Source organism: Cupriavidus sp. 05N40 (assembly GCF_056397305.1).
In genome coordinates this window covers 38,035-63,962 of record NZ_JBFTND010000003.1, presented here as the reverse complement: position 1 = coordinate 63,962, position 25,928 = coordinate 38,035, and the positions used below count along the sequence as shown (strand labels likewise).

26 protein-coding genes are annotated in these 25,928 nt (G+C 69.0%); 15 read left to right on the top strand and 11 right to left on the bottom strand.

Annotated elements, in window-relative coordinates:
* Positions 1-13: 13 nt before the first annotated feature.
* From AC1DO7_RS01555 to AC1DO7_RS01540, 4 genes are read left to right on the top strand one after another with little or no spacing between them, the layout of a single operon-like run.
* Positions 14-1,081: an ABC transporter ATP-binding protein gene (locus AC1DO7_RS01555; RefSeq protein ID WP_441612040.1), complete on the top strand. Its 1,068-nt coding sequence runs from the start codon at positions 14-16 to the stop codon at positions 1,079-1,081.
* On the top strand, positions 1,078-1,920 hold the full coding sequence (locus tag AC1DO7_RS01550) for an ABC transporter permease (protein ID WP_441612041.1): 843 nt from the start codon (positions 1,078-1,080) through the stop codon (positions 1,918-1,920). Before AC1DO7_RS01555 ends, AC1DO7_RS01550 begins: the two co-directional genes overlap by 4 nt.
* Positions 1,917-2,705, top strand: coding sequence for an ABC transporter permease (locus AC1DO7_RS01545; RefSeq protein WP_441612042.1), 789 nt, complete (start codon positions 1,917-1,919; stop codon positions 2,703-2,705). Before AC1DO7_RS01550 ends, AC1DO7_RS01545 begins: the two co-directional genes overlap by 4 nt.
* A 35-nt stretch (positions 2,706-2,740) precedes the next feature.
* Positions 2,741-3,754: a proline racemase family protein gene (locus AC1DO7_RS01540; protein WP_441612043.1), complete on the top strand. Its 1,014-nt coding sequence runs from the start codon at positions 2,741-2,743 to the stop codon at positions 3,752-3,754.
* An 89-nt stretch (positions 3,755-3,843) separates the two neighbouring features.
* Here the strand turns inward: AC1DO7_RS01540 and AC1DO7_RS01535 are convergent, their stop codons facing one another.
* A complete protein-coding gene (locus tag AC1DO7_RS01535) occupies positions 3,844-4,464 on the bottom strand; it encodes a flavodoxin family protein (protein WP_441612044.1) in 621 nt (206 codons plus the stop codon).
* Between the two features lie 391 nt (positions 4,465-4,855).
* On the opposite strand from AC1DO7_RS01535, the gene AC1DO7_RS01530 reads away from it, so the two are divergent.
* On the top strand, positions 4,856-5,464 hold the full coding sequence (locus tag AC1DO7_RS01530) for a DUF2459 domain-containing protein (RefSeq protein WP_441612274.1): 609 nt from the start codon (positions 4,856-4,858) through the stop codon (positions 5,462-5,464).
* 14 nt (positions 5,465-5,478) lie between these two features.
* Here AC1DO7_RS01530 and AC1DO7_RS01525 read toward each other — a convergent pair whose 3' ends face one another.
* A complete protein-coding gene (locus tag AC1DO7_RS01525; RefSeq protein WP_441612045.1) occupies positions 5,479-5,631 on the bottom strand; it encodes a hypothetical protein in 153 nt (50 codons plus the stop codon).
* A gap of 250 nt (positions 5,632-5,881) precedes the next feature.
* On the opposite strand from AC1DO7_RS01525, the gene AC1DO7_RS01520 reads away from it, so the two are divergent.
* The 4 genes from AC1DO7_RS01520 to AC1DO7_RS01505 all read left to right on the top strand — a co-directional run bounded on the left by AC1DO7_RS01520 (position 5,882) and on the right by AC1DO7_RS01505 (position 10,688).
* Entirely contained in the window at positions 5,882-6,514 is a 633-nt protein-coding gene (locus AC1DO7_RS01520) for a DUF2239 family protein (protein WP_477115714.1), read from the top strand.
* 278 nt (positions 6,515-6,792) lie between these two features.
* A complete protein-coding gene (locus AC1DO7_RS01515) occupies positions 6,793-7,062 on the top strand; it encodes a hypothetical protein (protein ID WP_441612047.1) in 270 nt (89 codons plus the stop codon).
* Positions 7,017-8,099, top strand: a complete 1,083-nt coding sequence (locus AC1DO7_RS01510; RefSeq protein WP_441643124.1) for a S1 family peptidase — start codon at positions 7,017-7,019, stop codon at positions 8,097-8,099. Before AC1DO7_RS01515 ends, AC1DO7_RS01510 begins: the two co-directional genes overlap by 46 nt.
* A gap of 135 nt (positions 8,100-8,234) precedes the next feature.
* Positions 8,235-10,688, top strand: coding sequence for a penicillin-binding protein 1A (locus AC1DO7_RS01505; protein WP_441612049.1), 2,454 nt, complete (start codon positions 8,235-8,237; stop codon positions 10,686-10,688).
* A gap of 133 nt (positions 10,689-10,821) precedes the next feature.
* Here AC1DO7_RS01505 and AC1DO7_RS01500 read toward each other — a convergent pair whose 3' ends face one another.
* The 7 genes from AC1DO7_RS01500 to AC1DO7_RS01470 form a co-directional block, all read right to left on the bottom strand.
* Positions 10,822-11,478 carry a PPC domain-containing DNA-binding protein gene (locus AC1DO7_RS01500; protein WP_441612050.1) on the bottom strand — a complete coding sequence of 219 codons (657 nt, stop codon included), beginning with the start codon at positions 11,476-11,478 and terminating at the stop codon, positions 10,822-10,824.
* A gap of 141 nt (positions 11,479-11,619) precedes the next feature.
* A complete protein-coding gene (locus AC1DO7_RS01495; RefSeq protein WP_441612051.1) occupies positions 11,620-12,900 on the bottom strand; it encodes a TRAP transporter large permease in 1,281 nt (426 codons plus the stop codon).
* Between the two features lie 16 nt (positions 12,901-12,916).
* A complete protein-coding gene (locus tag AC1DO7_RS01490; protein WP_441612052.1) occupies positions 12,917-13,453 on the bottom strand; it encodes a TRAP transporter small permease in 537 nt (178 codons plus the stop codon).
* Positions 13,454-13,496: 43 nt separating this feature from the next.
* Positions 13,497-14,447, bottom strand: coding sequence for an amidohydrolase family protein (locus AC1DO7_RS01485; protein WP_441612053.1), 951 nt, complete (start codon positions 14,445-14,447; stop codon positions 13,497-13,499).
* Positions 14,448-14,455: 8 nt separating this feature from the next.
* Complete coding sequence (locus tag AC1DO7_RS01480) at positions 14,456-15,463, bottom strand: DctP family TRAP transporter solute-binding subunit (protein WP_441612054.1); 1,008 nt, start codon at positions 15,461-15,463, stop codon at positions 14,456-14,458.
* 147 nt (positions 15,464-15,610) lie between these two features.
* A complete protein-coding gene (locus tag AC1DO7_RS01475; RefSeq protein WP_477115713.1) occupies positions 15,611-16,582 on the bottom strand; it encodes a Bug family tripartite tricarboxylate transporter substrate binding protein in 972 nt (323 codons plus the stop codon).
* 80 nt (positions 16,583-16,662) lie between these two features.
* Positions 16,663-17,802 carry an iron-containing alcohol dehydrogenase gene (locus tag AC1DO7_RS01470; protein ID WP_477115712.1) on the bottom strand — a complete coding sequence of 380 codons (1,140 nt, stop codon included), beginning with the start codon at positions 17,800-17,802 and terminating at the stop codon, positions 16,663-16,665.
* Between the two features lie 359 nt (positions 17,803-18,161).
* Between AC1DO7_RS01470 and AC1DO7_RS01465 the strand changes: the two genes are divergently transcribed.
* The 5 genes from AC1DO7_RS01465 to AC1DO7_RS01445 all read left to right on the top strand — a co-directional run bounded on the left by AC1DO7_RS01465 (position 18,162) and on the right by AC1DO7_RS01445 (position 22,745).
* Complete coding sequence (locus AC1DO7_RS01465; protein ID WP_441612057.1) at positions 18,162-18,941, top strand: enoyl-CoA hydratase-related protein; 780 nt, start codon at positions 18,162-18,164, stop codon at positions 18,939-18,941.
* An 89-nt stretch (positions 18,942-19,030) separates the two neighbouring features.
* On the top strand, positions 19,031-20,269 hold the full coding sequence (locus tag AC1DO7_RS01460) for a CaiB/BaiF CoA transferase family protein (protein WP_441612058.1): 1,239 nt from the start codon (positions 19,031-19,033) through the stop codon (positions 20,267-20,269).
* A gap of 69 nt (positions 20,270-20,338) precedes the next feature.
* Complete coding sequence (locus AC1DO7_RS01455; RefSeq protein WP_441612059.1) at positions 20,339-21,346, top strand: tripartite tricarboxylate transporter substrate binding protein; 1,008 nt, start codon at positions 20,339-20,341, stop codon at positions 21,344-21,346.
* Between the two features lie 2 nt (positions 21,347-21,348).
* A complete protein-coding gene (locus tag AC1DO7_RS01450) occupies positions 21,349-22,260 on the top strand; it encodes an amidohydrolase family protein (RefSeq protein WP_441612060.1) in 912 nt (303 codons plus the stop codon).
* Positions 22,261-22,322: 62 nt separating this feature from the next.
* On the top strand, positions 22,323-22,745 hold the full coding sequence (locus AC1DO7_RS01445) for a thioesterase family protein (protein WP_441612061.1): 423 nt from the start codon (positions 22,323-22,325) through the stop codon (positions 22,743-22,745).
* Between the two features lie 23 nt (positions 22,746-22,768).
* Here AC1DO7_RS01445 and AC1DO7_RS01440 read toward each other — a convergent pair whose 3' ends face one another.
* Both AC1DO7_RS01440 and AC1DO7_RS01435 read right to left on the bottom strand, forming a co-directional pair.
* Complete coding sequence (locus tag AC1DO7_RS01440) at positions 22,769-23,692, bottom strand: transcriptional regulator GcvA (protein WP_441612062.1); 924 nt, start codon at positions 23,690-23,692, stop codon at positions 22,769-22,771.
* Between the two features lie 267 nt (positions 23,693-23,959).
* Positions 23,960-24,853 carry an alpha/beta fold hydrolase gene (locus AC1DO7_RS01435; protein WP_477115711.1) on the bottom strand — a complete coding sequence of 298 codons (894 nt, stop codon included), beginning with the start codon at positions 24,851-24,853 and terminating at the stop codon, positions 23,960-23,962.
* A 120-nt stretch (positions 24,854-24,973) separates the two neighbouring features.
* Here AC1DO7_RS01435 and AC1DO7_RS01430 point away from each other — a divergent pair, with 120 nt between their 5' ends.
* Positions 24,974-25,867: a LysR family transcriptional regulator gene (locus AC1DO7_RS01430; protein WP_441612064.1), complete on the top strand. Its 894-nt coding sequence runs from the start codon at positions 24,974-24,976 to the stop codon at positions 25,865-25,867.
* The last annotated feature ends 61 nt before the right edge of the window (positions 25,868-25,928 follow it).

Genomic DNA, 25,928 nt, shown 5'->3' with positions numbered 1-25,928 from the left:
GTGGGAGCGAGTGATGTCTGATCTGCTGAGCATCGATGCCGTCTGCAAGCGCTTCGGCGCCTATACGGCGCTGGACCATATCCGCCTGGATATCCGGCAGGGCGAGTTCGTCGCCCTGCTGGGCCCCAGCGGCTGCGGCAAGACCACGCTGCTGCGCTCCATCGCGGGCTTCCTGGCGCCGGACAGCGGGCGCATCCTGATCGATGGCCAGGACGTCACGCAGCTGCCGCCTTACCGGCGCCCGCTCAACACGGTGTTCCAGAACTATGCGCTGTTCCCGCACATGAGCGTGCTGGACAACGTGGCCTACGGCCCGCGCCGCCAGGGCGCGCCGCGCGCCGAGGCGCGCACGCGCGCCATGCAGGCCCTGGAGATGGTGGGCCTGGCGGCGCTCGGCGAGCGCTATCCGCGCGAGATGTCCGGCGGGCAGCAGCAACGCGTGGCGCTGGCGCGCGCCATCGTCAACCGGCCCAAGCTGCTGCTGCTCGACGAGCCGCTCTCCGCGCTGGACATGAAGCTGCGCAAGCATATGCAGCTGGAGCTCAAGCAGCTCCAGGAAAAGCTGGGCATCGCCTTCGTGTTCGTCACGCATGACCAGGAAGAAGCCATGACCATGGCCGACCGCATCGTGGTCATGCACGCGGGGCGCATCGAGCAGATCGGCGCCGGCACCGAGATCTACCGCGCGCCCGCCACGCGCTTCGTCGCCGAGTTCATCGGCGACGCCAACCTGATCGGCTACGAGGCCTCCGGCAGCCAGGAGATCCGGCTTGCCGTGGCCGGGCGCACCGTGCCCGCCATGCAGCCGGGCATGGCGCCGCGCGGCGTGGCCGTGCTGCGCCCCGAGCATCTGCAATTGCTGGACGGCACCGGCGCCGGCGATGCGCAACTGTGCGCCTGGTCCGGCGTGCTGGCCGATGTCGCCAGCGTGGGCAGCCACACCATGATCCGCGCCGATGTGGGCGGGCATCTCATGGTGGCGCGCGCAGCGGGCTTGCCCGCCGCGGGCCTGCGCCCGGGCGGCGAGGTGCGGCTGGGCTTTCATCCCGCGCACCTGCATCTGATCGGGGAGCCGGCATGAGGCACCCGCACGCGATGCTCGGGCTGATGCTGGCGGCGCCGCTGGCGTTCTTCGCGGCATTCTTCCTTGCGCCCCTGGCCGTGGTGCTGACCGCGAGCCTTGCCAGTGGCGAGCCTCACGCCTGGACGCTGGCCAACTATGTGCGCGTGCTGGCGGACAGCTACCACTGGGACGTGATCCTGGTCACCTTCCGCATTGCCTGCGTGACCACGCTTGCCTGCGTCGCGCTGGGCTATCCGCTGGCCTGGTACCTGGTGCGCATGGTGCGCTGGCGTGCGTGGCGCCGGGTGTGCGTGATCCTGCTGGTGGTGCCGATGTTCACCAGCAATATCGTGCGTTCATTTGGCTGGATGGTGCTGCTCGGGCGCAACGGGCTGGTCAACCAGAGCCTGCTGGCGACGGGCCTGGCGGAGCGTCCGGTGCGTTTTCTCGGCACCGAGCTCGGCATCATCATCGGCATGGTCTATGTGCTGCTGCCGTTCGTGGTGCTGGCGGTGGGCAACGCGCTGGCGCGGGTCGATCCCGGCTGCGAACAGGCCTCGGCGGACCTCGGCGCAGGCCCCGCCGCGACCTTCCGCCATGTCACCTTCCCGCTCACGCTGCCGGGCGTGGTGGCCGGCGCGATCATGGTCTTCACGCTGGCGGTCAGCGCCTACGTCACGCCGGCGCTGCTGTCCGGCGGCCGCATCTCGGTGCTCTCCATGCTGATCTTCCAGCAATACAGCTCGACCTTCGATGTCCACTACGGCGGCGCGCTCAGCATCGTCCTGCTGGTCTTCACCCTCGCCATGGTCGCGCTTGCCGGCCGCGCCGGGGAAATCCGCGGAGGTGGGCGATGATCGCCAGGACCCTGATCCGGCTGGTGTCGTGGGCCGTGCTCGCCTACCTGGTGCTGCCGCTGGCGGTGATCCTGGGCAGCTCGCTGACGGCCTCCTCTTTCCTCGCCTTCCCGCCGCAGGGCTGGACGCTGCAGTGGTACCGCACGATGCTGTCCGATCCGAGCTACGTGTCGGCGTTCTCGACCAGCACGGCGCTCGCGCTGGCCGCCACGCTCGGCGCGCTGCTGCTGACCGTGCCCGCGGCACTGGCGTTGGGGCGCCATGACTTTCCCGGCAAGCGCGCCATCGCGGCCGTGCTGATGTCGCCGCTGGTGCTGCCGCACATCGTGCTGGGCGCGGCGCTGCTGCAGTTCGGCGGCTATTTCGGCCTCACGCGCAGCTTCCTGTCCCTGCTGATCGGGCACACCGTCATCATCGCGCCCTTCGTGCTGAGGTCGACGCTGTCGCTGATGACGCCCGAGCAGCGCGCGCTGGAAGAAGCGTCCTACGACCTCGGCGCCAATCCCTGGACCACGTTCTTCCTGGTGGTGCTGCCGCAGATCCGCCCGGGCATCGTCACGGGCGCCATCTTTGCCTTCATTTCCTCGTGGATCAATGTCGAGCTGTCCATCTTCAACACCACGGCGGACCTCAACACAATCCCGGTCAAGCTCTTCAACTACGTGCAGTACACCATCGACCCGACCATCGCCGCAGTCTCGGGCGCGACCATCGTGGTGGCCGTGGTGGCCATCGCGATCCTCGATTTGACCATCGGCCTGGACATGCTGTCCGACCGCAAATGACCCACTCCGCAACCCTTCAGCAAGGAGCTCCAGCCATGCGCAAGCAAGACGCGTTCGACGTCATCTACACCCACACCGAAGGGGAGCCGCTTTGCATCGTGCACAGCGGGATTCCCTATCCCCCCGGGTCCACCATCCTGGAGAAGCGCGCCTTTCTGGAGCAGCACTATGACTGGCTGCGCATGGCGCTGATGCGCGAGCCGCGTGGCCACAAGGACATGTTCGGGGTGTTCCTCACGCCGCCGTCCAGCCCGGAATACGATGCCGGCCTGATCTACATCGACGGCACCGAGTATTCGCATATGTGCGGCCATGGCACGATTGCCGTGAGCATGGCGATGGTGGCGCTGGGCCTGGTGCCGCGAGGCAGCAACGGCATGACCCGCATCCGCTTCGAGACCACCGCGGGCCTGGTGGTCTCGGAAGTGGCCTCCGAAGGCGACAACGTGCTGTGGACGCGCTTCGAGAACGTGCCGGCCTACGTTGCCGCGCGCGATATCCCGGTGCATCTGCCCGGCTACGGCGACCTCAAGGCCGACCTGGTGTGGGGCGGCAACTACTTCGGCATCGTCGACCTGAGCGATTGCGCGCTGCGCATCTCGCCGGACAACGGCAGTGAGCTGTCGCGGCTCGGCGTGATGGTGCGCGACCAGATCAGGCAGCAGATGCGCATCCAGCATCCGACCGAGGCGCATATCAACAACCTGAACTTCATCACGTTCTGGCACCAGCCCACCATCGAGGGCGCGTTCTACAAGAACGTGCACGTGTTCAGCGCGGGGCAGCTCGACCGCTCGCCCGGCGGCACCGGCACCAGCGCCATGATGGCGATGTTCGAGGCGCGCGGGAAGCTGGGCCTGAACCAGCCCATCCTGTCCGAAGGGCTGCTGGGCAGCGGTACCTTCGAAGGCTGCCTGCTGGGCGAGGTGGACCTGAACGGCACGCGCGCGGTGCGCCCGACCGTCAAGGGCACCGCCAGCATCCTGGGCACGGCGCGCTGGATGATCGACCGCGACGACCCGGTCGGCGCGGGCTTCCTGGTGCGCTGAAATGCGATGACGCAGCCTCGCGGCTGCGTCGTTGCATGGTTGCCTCGGGCCAGCTGCCCCGGATGCGGGGCAGCCGGGCTTGCCCGGCCTCAGGCCGCCTGCTTGAGCGTAGCCAGCGCGCGGCGCCCGGCGGCCAGCTGGTGCGCGACTTCGGCCACGCGCGCGCCCAGGTGTTCGGCGGTGCGCAGATCGGCCAGCGGCGGCACCACCTCGGCGCTTTCATCGGCGTTCGATTGCGCGGCCGCGCCCAGGAAGAAGCCGTGGCGGTTCAGCGAGTCTTCGGTCGACTTGGAGTTGTTGTGGCCCGGGGGCAGGCCCAGGTTCACCCAGTGCATGCCGTGCTGCGCGGCGAAGATCGCCATCTGCTGCAGGGTGGCCAGCTTGTCGCCGGAGCGCGAGGCGGCGTTGGTGAAGCCTGCCGCCACCTTGTTGGCCCACTTGCCGCCCTTGGCGAAGACGTTGCGCGAGGTGGCATCCATGAAGCCCTTGAACTGCGCCGACGCGCTGCCCATGTAGGTGGGCGCGCCGAAGATGATGCCGTCGACGTTTTCCAGCGTGTCCCAGTGCTGATCGATCTCGTCGACGCTGATCAGCAGGCTTTCCACGCCGTCCACGCTGGCGGCGCCGCGGGCGACGGCCTGCGCTTGCCTGGCGGTGTGGCCGTAGCCGCTGTGGTAGACGATGGCGAGCTGGGTGGCGGTGGCGTGCATGATGTTTTCCTCGATGATTGCGAAATTTTGAATCTTGGGAGTCTTGCTTTGGTTGGCTTCAGTGCCTGCCTGTGAAAGCAAGTTTAGGCAGTGCGAGCGCGCGCGAGTGGCCGCAAAATCAATAAGTTGTTGAATTATTTTGAATATCGCTGCCGGCAACTGGCGGCGAGCACACAGCAGCGCGGCCAAAGGCAGTGCGCGTCACGCGCGGTGCCGGTTTTGTGCGCTTGCGCGTCTATGCGGCCGGCGCCACGCCGGCCGTCGCCTACCATCAAGAGTGCGATTTCCTCGCCGCACGCCGCGGCGCGGATCCAGTGAGTCCCGGTATCCGCCCTTGCCCTGCCCCCGATCAAGTATCCCGGCCCGCGCCGCGGCGCTGCTCTTGCCGTTCGTGCTGGCCGGCTGCGCCACCACGCCCGCGCCCGCGGGCAAGCCGCCGGGTCCGGCCGTTACCGCCATCGCCGTGGTGGCGCGCGGCTGGCATACCGATATCTGCCTGCGCAGCGAGGATGCCGGCGAGTGGGTGGGCGCGCTGGCGCGGGGTTTCGATGGCGCGCGCTTCCTCTGCTTCGGCTTTGGCGACCGGCGCTACGTCATCACGCACGACCATAGCTGGACAGCGATGTTCTCGGCCATGTTCCCGGGCCCGGGCGCGCTGTTGATGACGGTGCTGCGCGACACGCCGGCGGCCGCGTTCGGCGCCGGCGACGTGGTCAGCCTCGGGGTGGACGAAGCCGGCCTGCGGGGCCTGCGCGGCTATCTGCGCGATGCGGTGGAGAAGGACGGCGCGGGCTTGCCTGTGAGGCTCGGCCAGGGGCCCTATCCGGGCAGCCTGTTCTTCGGCGCGACCGGCTCCTACGACGGCCTCTATACCTGCAATACGTGGACGGCGGACGCCTTGCGGTCCGCCGGGTTGCCCGTGGGCGGCGCGTTATTCGCGGGCGGCATCATGCGGCAGGCGCGCGCAGCCGCTGCCGCGCAGGGCAGGGACGCGCCGTAGCCGGCCGCGCGCCGTTAGCAGGGCGCGGGGCTGCAGTAGACGGAGGAGCCGGGCGGCGGCACTACCACGGGCGTCTTGTTGGGCGGATTGGGGTCGCTGCTGCTGAACGATATGCAACCGGCCAGCATAAGCGGCAGCAAGAGCGCGACGACGATGGAACGTTGCATGGCAGTCCCCCCAGCGGATCTTCAGGTCTTCGGTTACGTGGCCTCGCGGCGGGCTCCGGGATGCAAGCCGGCGCCAGGACCGAGGCTTCCAGTATAGGTAAGGCCACAGCGGGCGCTCCGCCGCCTGTGATGTTTCGTCCGCCGGTCCCGGACGGGCCGCCGCATTTTTACCCGGGTAATATTGACTGGGCTATTTTACCCGGGTATTATCGGCGTCATTGTTCATCTTTCGCGGCAACGCCAGACCGTCATGAGTGAGATCCAGCCAGCGCAATACACCGCCTTCGAAGGCAGCAGGCGCATCGCCGCGGGCGCGCTCGCGCTGGTGGCGCGGCAGGTCAGGGAGCGCTTTGCCGACGAGCCCGTCGCCGGCGTGCTGATCTTCGGCGATGACGACTGCCATCAGGTGGAGGTCGATTTCCGCGGCACGGCCGACGAGGTGGYCGCGCGCATCGCCGCCATGGAGCAGGCCGCGCCCTTCCCCGACGCGCAGCAGGCGCCCGAAGCCGAAACGCCGCGCGGTCCCGGCCGGCCGCGGCTGGGCGTGGTGGCGCGCGAGGTCACGCTGCTGCCGCGCCACTGGGACTGGCTTGCCGCGCAACCCGGCGGGGCGTCGGTGGCGCTGCGCAAGCTGGTGGAGGACGCGCGCAGGGCCGGCGCGGGCAAGGACCGTATCCGCAGGGCGCAGGAGGCAAGCTACCGCTTCATGGCGGCGGCGGCCGGCGGCGGCGCCAACTTCGAAGAGGTGGCACGTGCCTTGTTCGCGGGAGAGCGCGCGCGCTTCGACGAACTGGTCGCCTTGTGGCCGGCCGACCTGCGCGATTATCTCCGGCAGCGCGCCGAAGCCGCGTTCGCGGATGCGCGGGAGCAACAGGGCGGCTGAAGGCCGCCGGCACCGCGCCCTTGTCCAATCCGCATGGCCACTGCAGAATACGGCCACAACGAAGACAGACAACAAGAACGGGCGGGGTTACAGGGATGGGAATCACAGGGCTTGCCGGCCGGGCTTGCGGCTGCCTTGCAGGCGCAGCGGTGCGGCGCCCGGTTGCAGCCGCACGCTGTCCGATGCGGCCGCGCCGAGGCAATCGCCACGCTCCCTGTCCGTGCATCCCGGCTTTCCCGCATCCGGGTATCCCTGCTTTCCACTTCCAGTCCCACCCTATGACCACGCCATCGCACCGCATGCGCCGTACCGTGCTGTCCGCGTTTCCCGCGGCCTTTGCACTCGCCGCCGCCAGCGCCCACGCGCTCGACAGCGCACAGCTGCTCGCCAAGATCACGCCCAGCGTCTACGGCGTGCGCACGATGGGCCAGAACAACGCGCCGCTGTCTTCGGGCTCGGCCGTAGTGGTCGGGGCCGCGGGCAGCTCGTCACGGCCTGCCACGTGCTGGCCGGCGCGAGCGGCATCGCCGTGCGGCGCGACAACGTGAGCTATGACGCCACGCTGGAAGCGCCCGACGTCGAGCGCGACCTGTGCCTGCTGCGCGTGGCCAATTTCAGCGCGCCGGCGGTGGTCATAACCGCCGCGGCGGCGCCATCCTTCGGCCAGAAGATCGTGGCCGCCGCCAGCCCGGAAGCCGCGGGCGTCGCGCTGCAGGAAGGCAGCGTGGCGGGCCTGCGCGCCGGCGCGGACGGCAAGCTGGACCGCATCGAGATCACGGTGCAGATGCCGAGCGCGGCCAGCGGCGGCGGCGTCTTCGACGACAGCGGCCGGCTGGTGGGCGTGCTGGCGGGACGCGCCGATGCGGGCGACAAGCTGCTCAAGGCTGTGCCCGCGAACTGGATCGCGGCAGCCAGGGAACGCGGCACGGCGGCGATGGCCAGCTACAAGCCATCGCTGCTGGCGCCGGCAGCCGCACCCGCGCCCGCAGCCGCGGCTCCCGTTGCCACCGACGAGGCAGGTGGGATCGCAGCCGGGAAACAGTCGCCGGCGGTGGGCGAGGTCTGGCGCTACGAGCTGGTCGACAAGCTGACCCACAAGCGCCGCCCGGTGGTCTACCGCGTCGACAAGGTCGAGGCCGAGCGCGTGAGCTTCAACCAGGGCGCGCGCATCGAGAGCCGGGATGGCCGCGTCGAGATCGCCACGCCTGCCGGCGGCGACTTCGATGCCGTCTCGCCGCCGCGCGGCTGGGTGCCGGAGAACGTCAAGCCGGGCATGCGCTGGAAGTACAGCTACAAGCAGCCCGGCACCGACCTGCCCACGGAGCTCAGCGGCGAAGCCACCGGCGAGTCCACCATCACCGTGCCCGCGGGCAGCTTCCGCGTGCTGCGCATTGATTACAAGGGGTACGTGATGCGCCCCTTCTACGGTTTCTCCGGCGGCGGCTCGCAAAGTTCGGTGCCCTACACGGCGGTGGCGTGGTATGCGCCCGAGCTCAAGCGCGTGGTGCGCTTCGATGCCAGCTACGTGGCGCGCTGGGACAAGGTGGACGAAAGCCTGGTGCTGCTCGATCATCGTTTCGACTGAGCGGCACGCCGGCGCCATGCGCCGCCAACGCCACGCCGCTGCGGCGCCATGCGTTTTTGGTAGGATGCAGGCCTTTCCATTGACGGCGGGCCGGCCGCGCGCCGGGCCGCGCCGCCGTCCAATGCTGCTTGCTTCATGAATCCGGACCAGATCAAAACCTTTGCCGCCGAGCGCCTTGCCCGACTGCGCCGCCCCACGCGGCGCGGCGTGCTCAAGGCAATTGCCGCCGTGCCGCTGCTGTTCCTGTTGTACGTGCTGGTGCTGGTGCCGTTCACGCCGGGCATCAGCGATATCCGCAAGGCCAAGTCCGACCAGCCCGCGCAGGTGCTGTCCGCCGATGGCAAGGAGCTGGCCGTGTACCGGTGGGCCAACCGCGAATGGGTCCGCCTGGCCGATATCTCGCCCAATGTGACCACCGCGCTGATCGCCACCGAGGATCATCGCTTCTACCAGCATTTCGGGCTGGACTGGCGGCGGCTCGGCTCGGCCGCGCTGCACACGTTCTCCGGCGACCGCCAGGGCGGCTCCACCATCACCCAGCAGCTCGCGCGCAATCTCTATCCCGACGAGATCGGCCGTGCCCCCACGCTCACGCGCAAGCTCAAGGAAGCCGTCACCGCGCTGAAGATCGAAGCCCTCTATACCAAGGACGAGATCCTCGAGACCTATCTCAACACCGTGCCGTTTCTCTACAACGCCTACGGCATCGAGATGGCGGCGCGCACGTATTTCGACAAGTCGGCGGGCAAGCTCGACGTGCTGGAAAGCGCCACGCTGATCGGCATGCTCAAGGGCAATAGCTACTACAACCCGGTCATCAATCCCGAGCGGGCGCTGCAGCGGCGCAATATCGTGCTGGCGCAGATGGTCAAGTACGAGAAGCTGGAGCCGGCCCGGTTCGAGCAGCTGAAGAAGCGGCCGCTGCGCATCGATTTCGAACGGCAGACCGAGCCGCCCGGCCCGGCCCCGCACTTCGCCCAGCAGCTGCGCAAATGGCTGATCAACTGGGCCGACCGCAACGACTACAACATCTATACCGACGGGCTGGTGGTGCGCACCACCATCGATTCGCGCCTGCAGGCGCTGGCCAGCCAGGCCGTGACGCGCCAGGGCAACCAGCTGCAGGGCATCGCCGATGCCGCCTGGGCGCCCCGCTCGGGCTGGGCCGCCAACCGCGAGCTGGTGCAGGCCTTCGTGCGCGAAACGCCGGAATACCGCGCCGCGCGCGAGGCCGGGCAGCCCGCCGACGCGGCCATGAAGACCCTGTTGGCGGACAGCGCGTTCATGCAGGCGCTGCGCCAGACCAAGACCCGCGTCCAGGCCGGTTTCCTGGCGCTGGACCCGCGCAGCGGCGAGATCAAGGCCTGGGTGGGCAGCCGCGATTTCAGCCAGGACGCCTTCGACCACGTGCAGCAGGCCCAGCGCCAGCCGGGCTCCACCTTCAAGCCCTTCGTCTACGGCGCAGCCTTCCAGCAGGGCGCCAGCCCCGACGACACCTTTGTCGACCAGGCCGTGGCAATCCCGCTGGCCGGCGGCGAAGTGTGGCGGCCCTCCGACGACGGCCCGCCGAGCGGGCGCGCCATGAGCCTGCGCGACGGCCTGGTGTACTCCAAGAACACCATCACCGCGCAACTGATGCAGACCGTCGGGCCGGACAAGGTGGCCAGGCTCGCGCGCGCCATGGGCGTGCGGCAAAGCCGGCTCGAAACCGTGCCGTCGCTGGCGCTCGGTACCAGCCCCGTCACGCTCAAGGAAATGGTCGCGGCCTACGGCACCATCGCCAACCAGGGCGCCTATCTAGAGCCGGTGATGGTCACCCGCATCGAAGACCGCAAGGGCGAAGTGCTCGAGACCTTCCGCCACGCTTCGCCCGAGCAGGCGCTGCCGGTCGCCACCGTGCAGACGCTGCTCGATGTCATGCGCGGCGTGATCGATCGCGGCACCGGCAGCAGCATCCGCACGCGCTTTGGCATCCGCGCCGACGTGGCGGGCAAGACCGGCACCACGCAGGACAACGCCGACGGCTGGTTCATCCTGATGCACCCGCAACTGGTGGCGGGCGCCTGGGTCGGCTTCAACGACAGCCGCGTGACGCTGCGCAGCGACTACTGGGGGCAGGGCGCGCACAGCGCACTGCCCATGGTGGGCGATTTCTTCCAGCGCTCGCTGCGCGCCCGCGTGATCGACGCCAACGTGCGCTTCGTCGAACAGGAGCAGACGGGATTCTGGGACACGCTCACCGGCACCGTGCGCGGCTGGTACCAGCGCCTGTTCGGCGCGGCGCCCAAGCCCGCGGCACCGCCGCCGCCGCCGCGCCGCGCGCCGCGCCCCACTGTTGCCGCCGAAGCCACGCCGGCGGCCAGTGATGCCAGCGTGGCAGCCGCCGCGCCGTCAGCCGGCGATGGCGGCCTGCCGTATGCGGGAGATGCCTCGGCGGCGGTGCCGGCACCGGCGTCGGCCGGCTTGCCCGCGGCGCCGCCGGCAAGTGCGCCGGCAGCCGCGCCCGCGCCGGGTTTGCCTGCCGCCGTGCTGGCGCCGGCGCAGAATGGCGGGACGGCCAGCGAAGGCGGTCCGCCACAGGCGCAATAGAGGCCCCGGTGGGGCCACCGGCGCCCACGGTCACGGAGCAGGGCGAGGCCGCGGCGATAGCTGATGAATATGGCCTTCGCGGCGTATCCGGAGCTGGCCCGGACGGGCGCCCGGCCAGCTCCGTTTCAACTGGCTACAGCCCCAGCACATTGGCCCCGATGCGCGGATCGATGGCGCGCTCGAGCTGCTGGGGATAGACCGTGACCGTCACCTCGAGCGAGCCGGTGCCGACCTCCATCGACAGGATGTGGCCGCCATAGGTGTCGAACTTGCTGTCGCCGGCGACGCCGTGTGCGTGGATCGACGGCTTGCCGTCCTTCCATGCCAGGCTGCCGACGATGCTGGCCATTTCCACGTTGCGGAAGGTCCTGGGGTTGAAGGCTTTCTTGTCCGCGTCCCAGAAGCCGAAGGTCACGTTGGTAAAGCCGATCGCGCTGAGGCTGGCGCTGGGCACGCGTTCGCAGATGGCAAAGGCTTCGATCTGCTCGAAGACGTTGTCGCCCATGCGCAGCACCAGCAGGTAGCCGGTCGGGGTCTTGATGTAGCGCTTGACGCTGGCGCTCGGGTAGGTGGGGTTCTGGGCCGTGGCTTGCGCCGCGGCGCATTCGCTCGACTGGGCGCTGGCGGGCGCGGCCGCCAGGCCAAGCGCAATGACGCCACCGGCCGCGAGGGCCTTGCCGAGCCGTGCGAGGCGGCGCCCAAGCGGGGCCGGCGCCGCGGCCTTGTCCATGGTTTTGTCCACGGCCTTGCCCGCGGTCTGCTTCATGTCTTTGATCATGGCTTCGTTCATCTCTGTCTCCGTCTTCGTTGTGTAAGGCTTCGTTGTGTAAGTGGTTGGTTTCGGTCAGGTCTCGAATCCGGGGTGTCGGATCAATTCGTCTTCGTTTCCGCCTGTGTGGCCGCCTTCGCTGGCATCGTGTCGCCGAGATCCCTAGCGCAGCCAGCTCGCCGGCACCAGGATGAGCTGCGGGAACAGCACGAACAGGAACATCAGCGTCGTCAGCGACAGCAGGAACGGCCACACGCCCGAGATCACGCTGTCCAGGCTGGCGCGCGACGTCCCCGCCACCACGTTGAGCACGGTGCCCACCGGCGGGGTCAGCAGCCCGATGGCGTTGTTGAGGATGAACATCACGCCGAAGTACACCGGGTCGATGCCGGCCTTGGTGATCACCGGCATCAGGATCGGCGTCATGATCAACACGGTCGGCATGAGATCCAGCGCCGTGCCGACGATGATCACCAGCACCATGATCACGAACATCAGCAGGATCTTGTTGTCGATGAAAGGRTCGAGCAGCGCGGTCACCTGCGCCGGGATATTGGCGATGGTGATCAGCCACGCCGAGACCAGCGCGCAGGCCACCAGGAACAGCACGGTGCTGGAGGTCTTGGTGGCGGTGACGATCAGCCGCGGCAGCGCGCGCAGGTCCAGTTCGCCGTACACGAAGCGGCCCACCGCCATGGCGTAGACCACCGCCACGACGGCCGCCTCGGTGGGCGTGAAGGCCCCGATCTTCATGCCGCCGATGATCACCACCGGCAGCACCAGCGCCCACACCCCATCCATCAGCGCGCGCAGCAGGCGGCGCAGCTCGAAGCGCTGCGTGGCGGCGGCCGCCTTGTCCTTGCGCGCGCAGACGTACCACGTGGCGGTCAGCGTCAGCGCCATCATGGCGCCGGGCGCGATGCCGGCCAGGAACAGCTTGGTGATCGATACCTGCGCCACCACGCCGAACACCACGATGGCGATCGACGGCGGAATCACCGGCGCGATGATCCCGCCCGCCGCGATCAGGCCGGCCGAGCGCGGCACGTTATAGCCGGCCTTGCGCATCATCGGGATCAGCAGGGCCGCCACCGCGGCGGTGTCCGCCACCGCCGAGCCGGAGATGCTGGCCACCACGGTGGCGGCGATGATCGCGACATAGCCGAGCCCGCCGCGCACATGGCCCACGGCGGCTTCCGCCACCTTGACGATGCGGGTGGACAGCCCGCCCGCGTTCATCAGCTCGCCGGCCAGCATGAAGAACGGCACCGCCATGAGCGGATAGTTGTTCACGCCTTCGAGCATGTTCTGCGCGATGATCTGCGTGTCGAAGTTGCCCAGGTGCATCATCAGCGCGATGCCGGAGACGAGCAGTGAGAATGCGATCGGCATGCCGAGCGCCATGGCGCCGAGCAGCGAGCCGACGAATACAACGATGGTCATGACAGTCTCCAGGGGGTCATTCGCCGCTAGCGCCGGATTCCGGCACCAGTTCCGCGCTGGGCATGCGCCCGCTGAGCAGGCGCCACAGCGAGTGCGCCAGCAGCCCGGCCATGCCCACGCTGCTGAACAGCAGGCAGGCGTACACCAGGCCGATGGGCACGCCCGTTACCGGGGCCATGTCGTCCATGCCGATCACCACCAGCTTCCACGCGCCGTTGGCGAGCAGCAGGCAGCAGGCCAGCGCACCCAGGTCGGAGAGGAAGCGGCACAGTCGCTGGCCGGGCTCGCCGAGCCGTGACACCACGGTGGACATGCCGAGGTGGGCCTTGTCGCGCATCACCAGCAGCGCGCCGGTCAGGGTCAGCCACATGAAGACGAAGCGCGAGGCTTCCTCGGAAAACGCGATGCCCGAGTTGAAGGCGTAGCGCAGCACCACATTGGCAAATACCAGCACGATCATCACGGCCATCATGGCCACCATCGCGCCTTCCGCCGTCCGCACGAAGGCGCGGGTGACGGCGGGTTCTTCCGTTTCTGTCGTTGTATCGATCATGGCTTGTCTCGCTGAATTGTTGTCTGGCGATGCGGTGCCGGCGCTATGGCGCGGCTTGCGCCAGCTGCATCGACACCTCGGCGCGGTAGAAGCGCAGCGCGTTGCCGCGCCAGACCGCATCCGCCGCCGTGGCATCCAGCCCGCGCAGCGCTTCGGCCACCGTCGCAACCACTTCCCCCAGGCCCGCGCGCAGGCCCGACACCGGCAGGTTGCTGGCGAACATGCAGCGCTGCCAGCCGAAGATGTCCAGGGCCTGACGGATGACCCGCACGTTGCCGGCGCGGTCCCACGGCGCGCCGGGCAGTCCGAATTCGGACAGCTTCACGTGCACGTCCGGCAGGCGCGCCAGCGCCTCCATGCCGCGGCGCCATGCCGCGAGTCCCTGCTCGGAGCGGTCCCACGGCAGTCCGGTGTGTTCCAGCACCACGCGCAGCCCCGGGAACATCGCCACCGCATCGGCCGCTTCGTGCAGGTGCCAGAACGGCACGCGCAGATCCCATGAGAGCCCGTGCTCGGCCAGCAGCCGCAGGCCTTCGAGCCAGCGCGCGTCCTGCAAGGTGCCGGGCTGCCCGCGTACGCTCAGGTCGGCGCGTGCGCTGGTGCGCGGCTTGCACCGCACGCCGCGCACCAGCGGGAAGGCGGCCTGCGCCAGCAGGCGCTGCTCCAGCTCGGCGCCGTTGAAATCCACATGCGCCACGATGGCGTTGGGCAAGCCGTGCACGGCATGGATGCGGTGTAGCCAGCCGGTCTCGGCGAGGGACTCGGCGGGATGGCGTTCGGCTTCGACGTGGATGGTGGCCGCCAGGGGCAGCCCCGCCCACTGCGCCAGGTAGGCTTCCGGGCCGAAGTCGGTGCGCAGCGCGCTGTAATCGCCCAGGAAGAAGGCTTGCGCGTCGTAGCGTTCCTGCAGCCACGGGTAGCGCGCATCGTCGCCGAGCCGCCAGAGGTGATGGTGGGCGTCGACGATGGCCGACGGCAGGGTCAGGTTGTCCATGAGCGGTCTCAGCGCTGGCCGTCGATGGCGCGCAGCACGGCGTCGCCGTTCTTCTGCACGTAGAGCTGGCGCGTCTCTTCCTTGACGATCTTCCTGATGCTCGCCACGTCCGGATGCTCGTTGACCTGCATGCCCTTGGCGCGCAGTTGCGCGATGGCGGCCGCTTCGTTGTCGGCATTGAGCTTGCGCTGGTAGGTGGCGGCCGCGGCGGCCTCCTCGAGCAGGATCTTCTGGTATTCGGGCTTGAGCGAATCGAACTTCGCCTTGTTCATCAGCACCACCAGCGCGGTGTAGGCATGGCGCGTCAGCGAGAGGTACTTCTGCACTTCGAACATCTTGGACGAAAGCATCAGCGTGGGCGGGTTCTCCTGGCCGTCCACCGCGCCCGATTCCAGCGCGCCGAAGACCTCGGCGAACGGCATTGGCTGCGGGCTCGCGCCCAGCAACTGGAACGCCTTGATGTGGGACGGGTTGGGCGTGGTGCGGATCTTCAGGCCGCGGATATCGTCGGCCTTGCTGATCTGGCGCTTGTTGTTGCCCAGGCTGCGAAAGCCGATCTCCCAGAACGCCAGGCCCTTGATCTGGTGCGCGCCGAGTTCGTCCAGCAGCCCGCGCCCGACCGCGCCGTCCAGCGTGCGGTAAGCCTGCGGGCCATCGTCGAACTGATAGGGCAGGTCCAGCGCGTTGAGCTTGGGCACCAGGCCGGTGACGAAGGGGTTGCCGGTAGCGCCGATGTCGATGGTGCCGCTGCGGATGCCCGTGACCAGCGTGGTGTCGTTGCCGAGCTGGCTGTTGGCGAAGACCTGGATCTCGATCGCGCCCTGCGTGCGCTCCTTGACCTTCTTGCTGAACGACAGCGCGGCGAGGTGCTGGGAATCGGTCTCCGGCACGGTGTGGGCGAAGCGCAGCCTGATGGGCGATTGCGCGGCCGCGATGCTGGCTGCGCCGGCGAGCAATGCGGCCAGCACGGTATGCGAAATGGCGCGCGAGATTGCGCGCGAGATTGCGTGTCTCATGGTGTCTCCTAGGGATGGTTTGGATGGCGTGCCCGGGTGCATCCCGGGTCTTGCCGGATGGCGCGCGGCGCTCAGGCGGGCGGGACGGGCGGGGGGCGCGCGGCGGCCGCCGTCAGCGCCTGCTCCGGGGTGGTGCGGCGGTGCATGTCAGACCTTCACCTTGGCCTCTTTGACCACCTTGGCCCACTTGGTGGTCTCTGCGGAGATAAACGAAGCAAAGCGGTCGGCGCTGCCGCCACCGTCCTCGGCCCCGAACCCGGCGAGCTTGTCCGCGACCTCGGGCATCGCCAGCACGTTGTTCATGTCCGCGTTCATCTTCTGCACCATGGCGGGCGGCATGCGTGCCGGGCCCACCAGCCCGTACCAGGTGCTGGCATCGAAGCCGGGGAAGCCGGATTCGGCCACGGTCGGCACGCCGGGGAAGCTCTTCGCGCGCGTGGGCCGGGTCTGCGCGATGGCCGTCAGCTTGCCGCCCTGGATCTGCGGCGTGGCCGAGGTCATGGTCTCGAAGCTGAAATCGATCTGGCCGCCGATCAGGTCGGTCAGCATCGGCGCGGAGCCGCGGTAGGGCACATGCAGCGCGTCCACGCCGGCGCGCAGCTTGAACAGCTCCAGCGCCAGGTGCTGGGCCGCGCCGGCCCCTGACGAGCCGAAGGTGACCTTGCCCGGGCGCTTGCGGCACTGGTCGATCACGTCGTTGAGCGTCCTGGCGCCTTCGTGCGGGCTGCAGATCAGCAGGTTGGGCGTGACGCCCACCAGCATGATGGGCGTGAAGTCGCGCTCGACCACGTAGCCGAGCTTGGGGTACAGGCTGGGCGCGATGGCGTGGTTGCTGATGTTGGTCATCAGCAGCGTGGTGCCATCGGCCGGCTGCTTGGCGGTGTACTCCGCGGCGATCACGCCGGCCGCGCCGGCCCGGTTTTCCACGATCACCGAGGTGTGCCACATCTCGCCCAGCTTGTTGGCGATCACGCGCGCCATCACATCGGTGCCGCCGCCGGGCGGAAAGCCGACCACGATGCRGACCGGGCCGGCGGGCATCGCCTGCGCGAACGCCAGGGGCGAGGCCAGCGTGGCGGCGCCGGCCGCGGCTGCGGTGAGGAAGGTCCTGCGATGCATGTTGTCTCCAGTCTGTTTTTTTTATCGGACTGCTATGGACTGCGATGGACTGCGTTGGCCCGTGCGCGCCGCCGCCGTGCCTACATTGCCTCGTGCAGCATGGCCGCGTATTCGTCCGCGCTGGCCAGGCGTGGATTGGTCTTGTGGCAGTGGTCGGCCAGCGCGCCCTCGACGATGCGCGGGAACAGGGCAGGCGTGACGCCCAGTTCCGCCAGGCCCGACGGCAGGCCCAGGCGCCGGTTCATCGCGTCGATGGCCGGGCCGATCGACCCGGGGCCGTCGAGCTGCATGGCCTGCGCCATGCGCTCCAGGCGCTGCTCGCCGCGCACCGACGGCGCGGCCGCGTTGAAGCGGATCACCGCGGGCAGCAGGATCGCGTTGAGCGTGCCGTGGTGCAGCGACGGATCCAGCCCGCCCAGCGAATGGCTCAGGCTGTGCACGCAGCCCAGTCCCTTCTGGAAGGCCAGCGCGCCCTGCATCGAGGCGCTCATCATGTTGAGCCGCGCGGTACGGTCTTGCGGCTGCGCCGTCGCCGTCTCGATATGCATCCAGGCACGCCGCAGCCCGTCCAGCGCGATGCCGTCGGCCGGCGGGTTGAACGCCGGCGCCAGGAAGGTCTCGATGCAATGGGCGATGGCATCCATGCCGGTGGCCGCGGTCAGTTTCGGCGGCAGGCCGAAGGTCAGTTCGGGGTCGCAGATGGCCACGCGCGGCACCAGGTAGGGCGACAGCACGCCGACCTTGCGCCCGTCGTCGAGGATCAGCACCGCGCCGCGGCCCACTTCGCTGCCGGTGCCGGCGGTGGTGGGCACGGCGATCAGCGGCGCGGTGGCCGCAGTGATGCGGGCCGTGCCGCCCTCGATGGCGGCGAAGGTCTTGAGCGGGCCTTCGTGCGTGGCGCAGACCGCCACGCCCTTGGCCAGGTCGATCGGCGAGCCGCCGCCCACCGCGATGATGCCGTCGCAGCGGTGCTCGACGAACAGCGCCACGGCCTCGCGCATGGCGCGTTCGGTGGGGTTGGACGGGGTGCCGTCGAAGACCACGGCGCCGGCGCCGRCGGGCAGTTGCGCCAGCACGCGCTCCAGGATGCCGGCCGCCTTGACGCCGGCGTCCGTGACGACCAGCGGCCGGGCGATGCCGATGCGCTCGCATTCCTGCTGCAGCAGCGCGATCGCGCCGAAATCGATCTGGATCTGGGTGATGTAGTTGATGAGGGCCATCTTGTCTCTGTCTCCATGCGGGATTTGCTTCTTGCCGCTTCGCCGGGCAGCGCGGGCCGGGGCGCCGTAGCGCGTGCGCCGCTGCCGGAAGCTGCATTGGTGACGAAGTCTAGGAACAAGCCGCCAGCGCGACAACGTGGATTTACTTGAAGGCACCCCAAGTTTTTCTCATAGCCGTGGCGCTTGCCGCGCCCCGCGCACCACCCCTAGTTTTTCTTGAAATGGCGCTGAGTTTTTCTCGTTTGGCGCGCGCGGGGCCAGACCCTAGACTTCCGCAGGTCGAGAGGCTTCCCCGATCCTGCCCGTGCGGCAGGTGCCCACCCACCATAAGCAGATCCTGAGCGAGACACAGGCGCACCATGAGACAAGCCATCCTGATCGAGTACGACGAGCGCGTTGCCACCATCACGCTGAACAACCCCGAAAAGCTGAACGCGCTCGACCTGGGCATGTGGCAGGGCCTGACCGAGGCGATGCAGGCGCTCTCGGCCAACGACGAGCTGCGCTGCATCGTGCTGCGCGGCGCGGGAGACAAGGCCTTCGCCGCCGGCGCCGATATCGAGGAGTTCACCCGCATGCGCTCCAACGCCGCGCAGGCCGAAGGATATGCACAGATCACGCACGCGGCGATGGAGGCCATTGCCGGCAGCCGCCATCCGACCATCGCCCTGATCCAGGGCGCCTGCGTGGGCGGCGGCCTGGAGATTGCGTCGATGTGCGATATGCGCATCTGCGGCGAATCGAGCCGCTTCGGCGTGCCGGTCAACCGGCTGGGGCTGGTCATGTCGTATGGCGAGCTCGGCGGCCTGATGGCGCTGGCCGGCCCCGCGGCAGCGCTGGAGATCGTGCTGGAGGGGCGCGTGTTCGGCGCCGCCGAGGCACTGGAAAAGCGCCTGGTCAACCGCGTGGTGCCCGACGCCGAAGTGCCGGCCGAAGCGTACGCGACGGCGCGCCGCATCAGCCAGGGCGCGCCACTGGTGGCGCGCTGGCACAAGAAGTTCGTGCGGCGCCTGCTGAACCCGGCACCGCTGGGCGCCGAAGAGCATGCCGAGGCCTATGCCTGCTTCGATACCGAGGACTTCCGCATCGGCTACCGGGCCTTCGTCGGGAAGGCGAAGCCGGCCTTCGTGGGCCGCTGACACGATCGTCAGCCCGCCCGCGCACTTCTTTCACTCCGACGCCACCAGCCCGAACCGCGGGCGGCCGTCACCAAGCCACAAGGTTTCCAATGAATTTGCCGTTGTCGAAAATCAAGGTCCTGGATGTCAGCCAGATCATGGCCGGTCCTTTCTGCTGCATGCTGCTGGGCGACATGGGCGCCGACGTGATCAAGGTGGAGACACCGGGCGTGGGCGACCAGACCCGCAAGGCCATGGGCTTCCGGCTCAAGGGCGAGGATAGCGGCGGCTTCCTCGCGCTCAACCGCAACAAGCGCAGCGTGGAGATCGACCTGAAGAACCCGGCCGGGCTGGAGGCCTTCTACGAGCTGGTGCGCGGCGCCGACGTGCTGGTGGAAAACAACCGCCCGGGCGTGGCCGCCCGGCTGAAGATCGACTACCCGGTGCTGCGCGAGATCAACCCGCGCCTGGTCTATGCCAGCATTTCCGGCTTCGGGCAGACCGGGCCGTGGTCGCGCCGGCCGGGGCTGGACCTGATCGCGCAGGCGATGTCCGGCGTGATGAGCGTGATGGGGCACCCCGACGCCGCGCCGGTCAAGTCGAGCGTGCCGATCGCCGATCTCGGCGCCGGGCTGTTCTGTGCCTACGGCATCCTGAGCGCGGTGATCGGGCGCGAGCACACCGGGCAGGGGCAATATGTGGACGCCTCGCTGTTCGAGACCGCGCTGGGCTTGTCGGTGTGGGAATCGGCGGAGTATTGGGGCACCGGCACGGTGCCGGTGCCGATCGGCAGCGCCAACCGCATGAGCGCGCCTTACCAGGCCGTGCGCGCGTCGGATCGCCATTTCGTGATCGGCGCGGCCAACCCGAAGCTGTGGACCGCGCTGTGCGAGGTGATCGAACGCCCCGACCTGCTGCAGGACGCGCGCTTTACCGACAACGCGGCGCGCATCCGCAACCGCGATATGCTGATTGGCGAGATCGAAGGGGAGTTCGCGCGGCACCCGGCGGCGCACTGGGTGGACGCGTTGCTGGCGGCCGGCGTGCCGGCCGCGCCGATCCTGAACTACGACGAAGCGCTGGTGAGCGAGCAGGCGGTCGCGCGCGAGATGGTGCTGGAGATCGACCATCCGGTGGAAGGCCGCGTGAAGGCGCTCGGGTTTCCCGTTAAGCTTGGCGGTACGCCGCAGCAGGTCAGGTATCCGGCACCGTTGCTCGGGCAGCACACGCAGCAGGTGCTGGCGGAGTTCGGGCTCGACGAGATGGCGATCCAGGCACTGCGCGAACGCGGGGCGTTCGGCCAGGCCGCCGCGCCGCAGGCGCCGCCCCTGGAGCGCCGCGCCGGCTGACCGGCGCATCCGGCAAGCATCCGGCAAGCATTCAGAAAGACAAGACAAGACATCACGGAGACAACCATCATGAAGTTCCATTCACAGCCGTGGCGCATGGCGGCGCTGGCCGCGTTCGCCACCAGTGCCGCGCTCGGCGTCATCGCAACCGCGTGGTCCGGCAATGCCGCGGCCGCCGCGCAGGCCGACGCCTATCCCAACCACCGCATCGAGCTGATCGTGCCCTGGCAGGCCGGCGGCGGCGCCGACGTGGTCGCGCGCGCCTTGTCGGCGGCGGCGGCCAAGCACCTGTCGCAGCCGCTGGTGGTCATCAACAAGCCGGGCGCCACCGGCGCGGTCGGCCTGGGCGAGGTGGTGCACGCCAAGCCGGACGGCTACAAGCTGGTGCTGTCGTCGAGTGAGCTGACCTTTCTCAACTACCTCGGGCTGGCCAAGTTCACCTACCAGGACCTGGTGCCGATCGCGCGGCTGAACGCCGATCCCGCGGCGGTGGTGGTGCGCGCCGATGCGCCCTATGCCACGCTGGAGCAATTCATCGCCGAAGCCCGCAAGCCGGATTCGAACGTGCGCGTGGGCAACGCCGGGCAGGGCTCGACCTGGCACATGGCCGCCGCCGCGCTGGCCGAGAAGACCGGCGCCAGGTTCAACCACATCCCGTATCCCGGCGGCGCCCCGGCCACCATGGCGCTGCTCGGCGGCCATATCGACGCGGTGACCGTGAGCACGGCCGAGGTCGCCACCTACGTGGCCGCGGGCAAGCTCAAGGTGCTGGCGGTGATGGCCGACAAGCGCGTCGCCGGCTACGAGAACGTACCGACCCTCAAGGAGCGCAATATCGACCTGTCGATGGGCATCTGGCGTGGCATCTCGGCACCCAAGGGCACGCCGCCGGAAGTCATCAATGTGCTCAAGGTCGCGGTGGCCAAGTCGGTGCAGGAGCCGATCATGCGCCAGACGCTGGAGAAGCTGCATTTCAGCACTGATACCTATGCCGACGACGTGACGCTGCAGGCCGTGATGGCCAGGGAATCGGCGCAATACAAACAACTCGCCAGCCGCATCGCGGTCAAGGAGTAGCGATGCCCGGCCTTCGCTTCGACCAGCCCTTCGTCGATGCCCATCACCACTTCTGGGACCTGGGCGCCAATCCCTACCCGTGGCTGCAGGGCGAGGAGGTGAAAGGGTTTCGCTACGGCGATTACTCCGCCCTGAAGCGGAACTACCTGCCGGAGGATTTCGCGCGCGACACGCAGGGCTGCGCGCCCGCCATGTCGGTGCACGTGGAAGCCGAGTGGGCGCGCGCGAATCCGGTGGACGAGACCGCCTGGCTCACCACGCTGGCGCAGGAGGTGGGACGGCCAACGGCGCTGGTCGCGCACGCGCAGCTCGACCGCGCCGACGTGGAGGCCATCCTCGCCGCGCAGGCCGCCTTTCCCATGGTGCGCGGCATCCGCCAGAAGCCCGTGACCAGCACCACGCACGCAGGCGCCGCGCGCGGGATGGCGGGATCGATGGACGACGAGCGCTGGCGCCAGGGCTACGCATTGCTGGCTCGCCACGGCATGTCCTACGACCTGCAGGCGCCCTGGTGGAACCTCGACCAGGCCGCCGCGCTGGCGCGCGATTTCCCCGCGACGCAGATCATCCTCAACCATACGGGCCTGCCTTCGGACCGCAGTGAAGCCGGACTGGCGGGCTGGCGCGCGGCGCTGGCCGCGCTCGCCGCGCAGCCCAACGTGGCGGTAAAGATCTCGGGGCTGGGCCTGCTCGGGCGGCCGTGGACGGCGGCGGACAACGTGCCGGTGATCCGCGATGCCATCGCGATCTTCGGCACCGCGCGCTGCATGTTCGCGAGCAACTATCCGGTGGACAGCCTGGTGGCCCGCTACGACACCATTCTCGCCGGCTTCCTCGAAGCGATCGAGATCTACCCGCGGCACGAGCAGCGCGGGCTGCTGCACGACAACGCGGTACGCATCTACCGGCTCTGAGCAGCCATGGGCGGCGCCGCGCAGGTGCCGCCACGCATGCCCGGCCACAACTGGAAAACGAAATGAAGAACAGCCTGATTGCCGGCGCGGCGACGTCGCGCACCCTGACCGTAGACCGCCCCCGCACCATCGACTTCCTTGGCGAGGCGCTGCGCATCTACGCCACGCCCGAGCTGGTCCGCGACATCGAGCAGACCTGCCTGGACTTCCTGGCGGACTATGCGCAAGCCGGCGAGAGCTCGGTCGGCACCGAGGTCTCGGTCCGGCACAGCGGCGCCACCCTGCTCGGCGGCGAGGTGACGATCCGGGCCGAAGTGAGCGCGGTGGATGGCCGCAGCGTTACCTTCCGCGTTTCGGCCAGGGACGGTATCGAGGAGATCTGCACCGGCACCCACAGCCGCTTCGTGGTGAACGTGGACAAGCTGCGCGCGCGGGTGGAGGCCAAGGCGGCGCACGGCAGGGAGCAGGCGGGCGCGGCGCGGTAGCCGCGGGAAAAAGCCGCGGGAGTTCAGGCGTGCGGCGCTTCGGCGCCGGCGGCCACTTCGGCGCGCAGCCAGTCCAGGAAGGTGACGATGCGCGGATCGTTCAGGCGATCCTCGGGGAACACCACGAAGTAGGAGAACTCCACCGGCAGCCTGATCTGTTCGAACAGGCGCACCAGGCGGCCCTGGCGCAGGTCTTCCTCGACCCAGTTCTTCTTGACCAGCGCCACGCCGAGGCCGCTGATGGCGGCGTTGATGACCAGGTGGCTCGGCCAGAACGAGGGGCCGCGCGTGGCATCGACATCGGTCACGCCGGCGTGGCTGAGCCACATGGCCCAGTCGGGGTTGCTGACGTCGGTGTAGGTGCTGTCGTCGTGCAGCAGCGTATGCAGGCGCAGGTCGGCGGGCTCCCTGAGCGGCCGGCTGCCGGCCAGCAGCCCGGGGCTGCAGACCGGGATCACCTCGACCGACAGGCACAGCTCCGAATGCAGGCCCGGGTAGACGCCGCGCCCGTAGCGGATGGCCAGGTCGAAATCGTCGCGGTCGAAGTTGATGGCGTGGTTCGAGGTCGAGACCTTGAGGTCGATCTCGGGGTGCTCCTTCATGAAGCGGTCCATGCGCGGGATCAGCCATTTGACGGCGAACGTCGGCGGCATGTTGACCTTCAGCGCCGGCAGGTCCTTGCTATGCAGGCGCAGGGTGGCGTCGGCAAGCTGCTTGAAGGCCTGCTGCACGCTCGGCAGGTAGGCCATGCCCGCGGGCGTGAGCACCAGCGACTTGGCCTCGCGCAGGAACAGCTGCACGCCGAGGCTTTCTTCCAGCGTCTTGATCTGGTGGCTGACCGCGGACGGCGTGACGAACAGCTCGTCGGCGGCGCGGGTGAAGCTCAGATGCCTGGCCGCAACCTCGAAAGCTCGCAGAGGATTCAGAGGAGGCATTTGTCGCGACATGCGGGTATTTCCAACGAATACGAAAGGCAGCGGATCGGAATGAGCGGCGCCGGCATGAGCGAACAGGGATGCGCGAACAGCGATGCGCGGATCAGGACGCTGGCGTGCCGCGGACACCGGCCGGCAGTGCCGGCCATGGGCAGGCAAAGCCAAGTTCGGCAGACTAGCAGTTAGCGCTCGCCGATGGAATAGGGAAGAGTCCGGACAGGCGCGATGCGTGACCGGACCTGGGCGGCAGGCAGGAGGCGCCCGGCCCGGTGCGGGCGTTCAGCCCGGCTGCCGGCAGAAGCGCAGGATGGCCTCGGCGACGGCCGCGGGCGCTTCGCGCTGCGGGAAATGGCCGACGCCGTCCAGCACCTGCCGTACGTAGCGCCCGGAGAAGAACGCCTCTTTGCCTTCGGAGCTGGCGGGCTGGTTGCAGGTATCGCGGCCCCCATGCAGGACCAGCGTGGGCACCGCCAGCACCGGCGCGGGTTGCAAGGCCTGCTCGTCCCCTGCATAGGCCGGATCGCCGGCGGCAAAGCCCCAGCGGTGGCGGTAGGAATGCAGCACGACTGCCGCCCAGTCGGGATTGTCGAAGGCCGCCGCGGCCTCTTCGAAATCGGCCTCCTGGTACCAGCCCGGTGGCGACCATGTGTCCCACATCAGGCGCGCGAAGGCGCGCCGGTCCTCCTCGACGCTGCGCTGCCCGCGCGGCGTGGCCATGTACCAGTGGTACCAGTAATTGCGCGCCTGGTGCAGCGAAATGGCTTGCTGCGGATCGTTGGTGCCATAGCCGACCGACAGCATCGCCAGGTGCGAACCCGCCCGCTGCCGCAGGCCGAAGGCATTGGCGACCGCGCGCGCTCCCCAGTCGTGCCCGACCAGCACCGGGTCCCGCAGCGACAGCGTGTCGATGAATTCGAGCAGGTCGCGCCCGAGCGCCGCCAGCTGGCCGCTGCGCATGGTGGCCGCGTCGCGGAAGCGGGTCGGGCCGAAGCCGCGCAGCGCCGGGCACAGCACGCGGAAATCCGCGTGGGCGAGTTCGGCCGCGACGCCGCGCCAGCTCTCCGGGCTGTCCGGCCAGCCATGAACGAGCACTGCCGTGCGCTTGCCGCGCGGGTTCCATTCGAGGTAGCCGGTTTCCAGCATGCTGGTGGCGGCAAATTGATAGGCGGTCATCGCGCGACGCTCCTTTTCGGGGCAGTGGACATGGCTTGACGATAGCATCGGCGTACTTCGTGATTCGTGATGTATTGGATATGATTATGAATATTTAAAGATGAATTGGTGGTGTGACCCATGGACTCCATGCCGGCTTCGGCGGCGGCCAGCCTCGACATTGGCCTGTTGCGGACCTACCTCGCCGTGGTGGATTGCGGCGGCTTCGCGCTGGCGGCCGAGTCGCTGAGCCTGACGCCTTCGGCCGTCAGCGGCCATGTCAAGCGGCTCGAGCAGGCCGCCGGCGCCGTGCTGCTGGAGAGGACGACGCGCAGCTTCACGCTGACCCAGGCCGGAGAGCTGTTGTACGCCTACGCGCGCAATATCGTCGCGCTGGAGCAGGAGGTGCGCGCGCGGCTGCACGGCGCGCCGGCGCGCGGGCGCCTGCGCATCGGCAGCTCGGAGGACTTCGCCGGCACCTGGCTGCCGCGCATGCTGCAGGTATTCCGGCGCGGGCATCCCGGTGTCTCGGTGGAGCTGAAGGTCGGTGTCACGGCCGACCTGCTGCGCCAGCAGGAGCGGGGGCGGCTCGATATCGTGTTCGGCAAGCAATGCTCGCGCACGACGGGCGGCGAGCTGCTGTGGGAGGAAGAACTGGTGTGGGTCTATGCCGCCGCGGAGCCCTTCGACCCGGAATCCGAAGTGCCGCTGGCGGCCTTCCCCGAGCCGTGCGTCTATCGGGAGTCGGCGGTGGCGGCGCTGACGCGGGTGGGGCGGCCCTGGCACGTGGCCTTCGAGAGCAGCAGCATGGCGGGGTGCCTGTCGGCGGCGCGCGCGGGCTTCGCGGTGACGCCGGTGGCGCGCAGCCAGGTCCGGGAGGGCCTGCGCGTGCTCGATTCGCGCGACCGCATGCCGGCGCTGCCCAAGGCGCGCTTCTACGCCTTCGTGCGCGAAGGAGCGCCCGCCGCCCGCACGCTGACGGACGCCGTGCGCGATGCCGGCCGCCAGCACCGCTTCGGCGAGACCAGGGGGTGATAGCGGTGACGCGGGTCCCGGCCGGTCGTCGCGCGACCGGCGCGCGGCCTGTTCGGTGTGA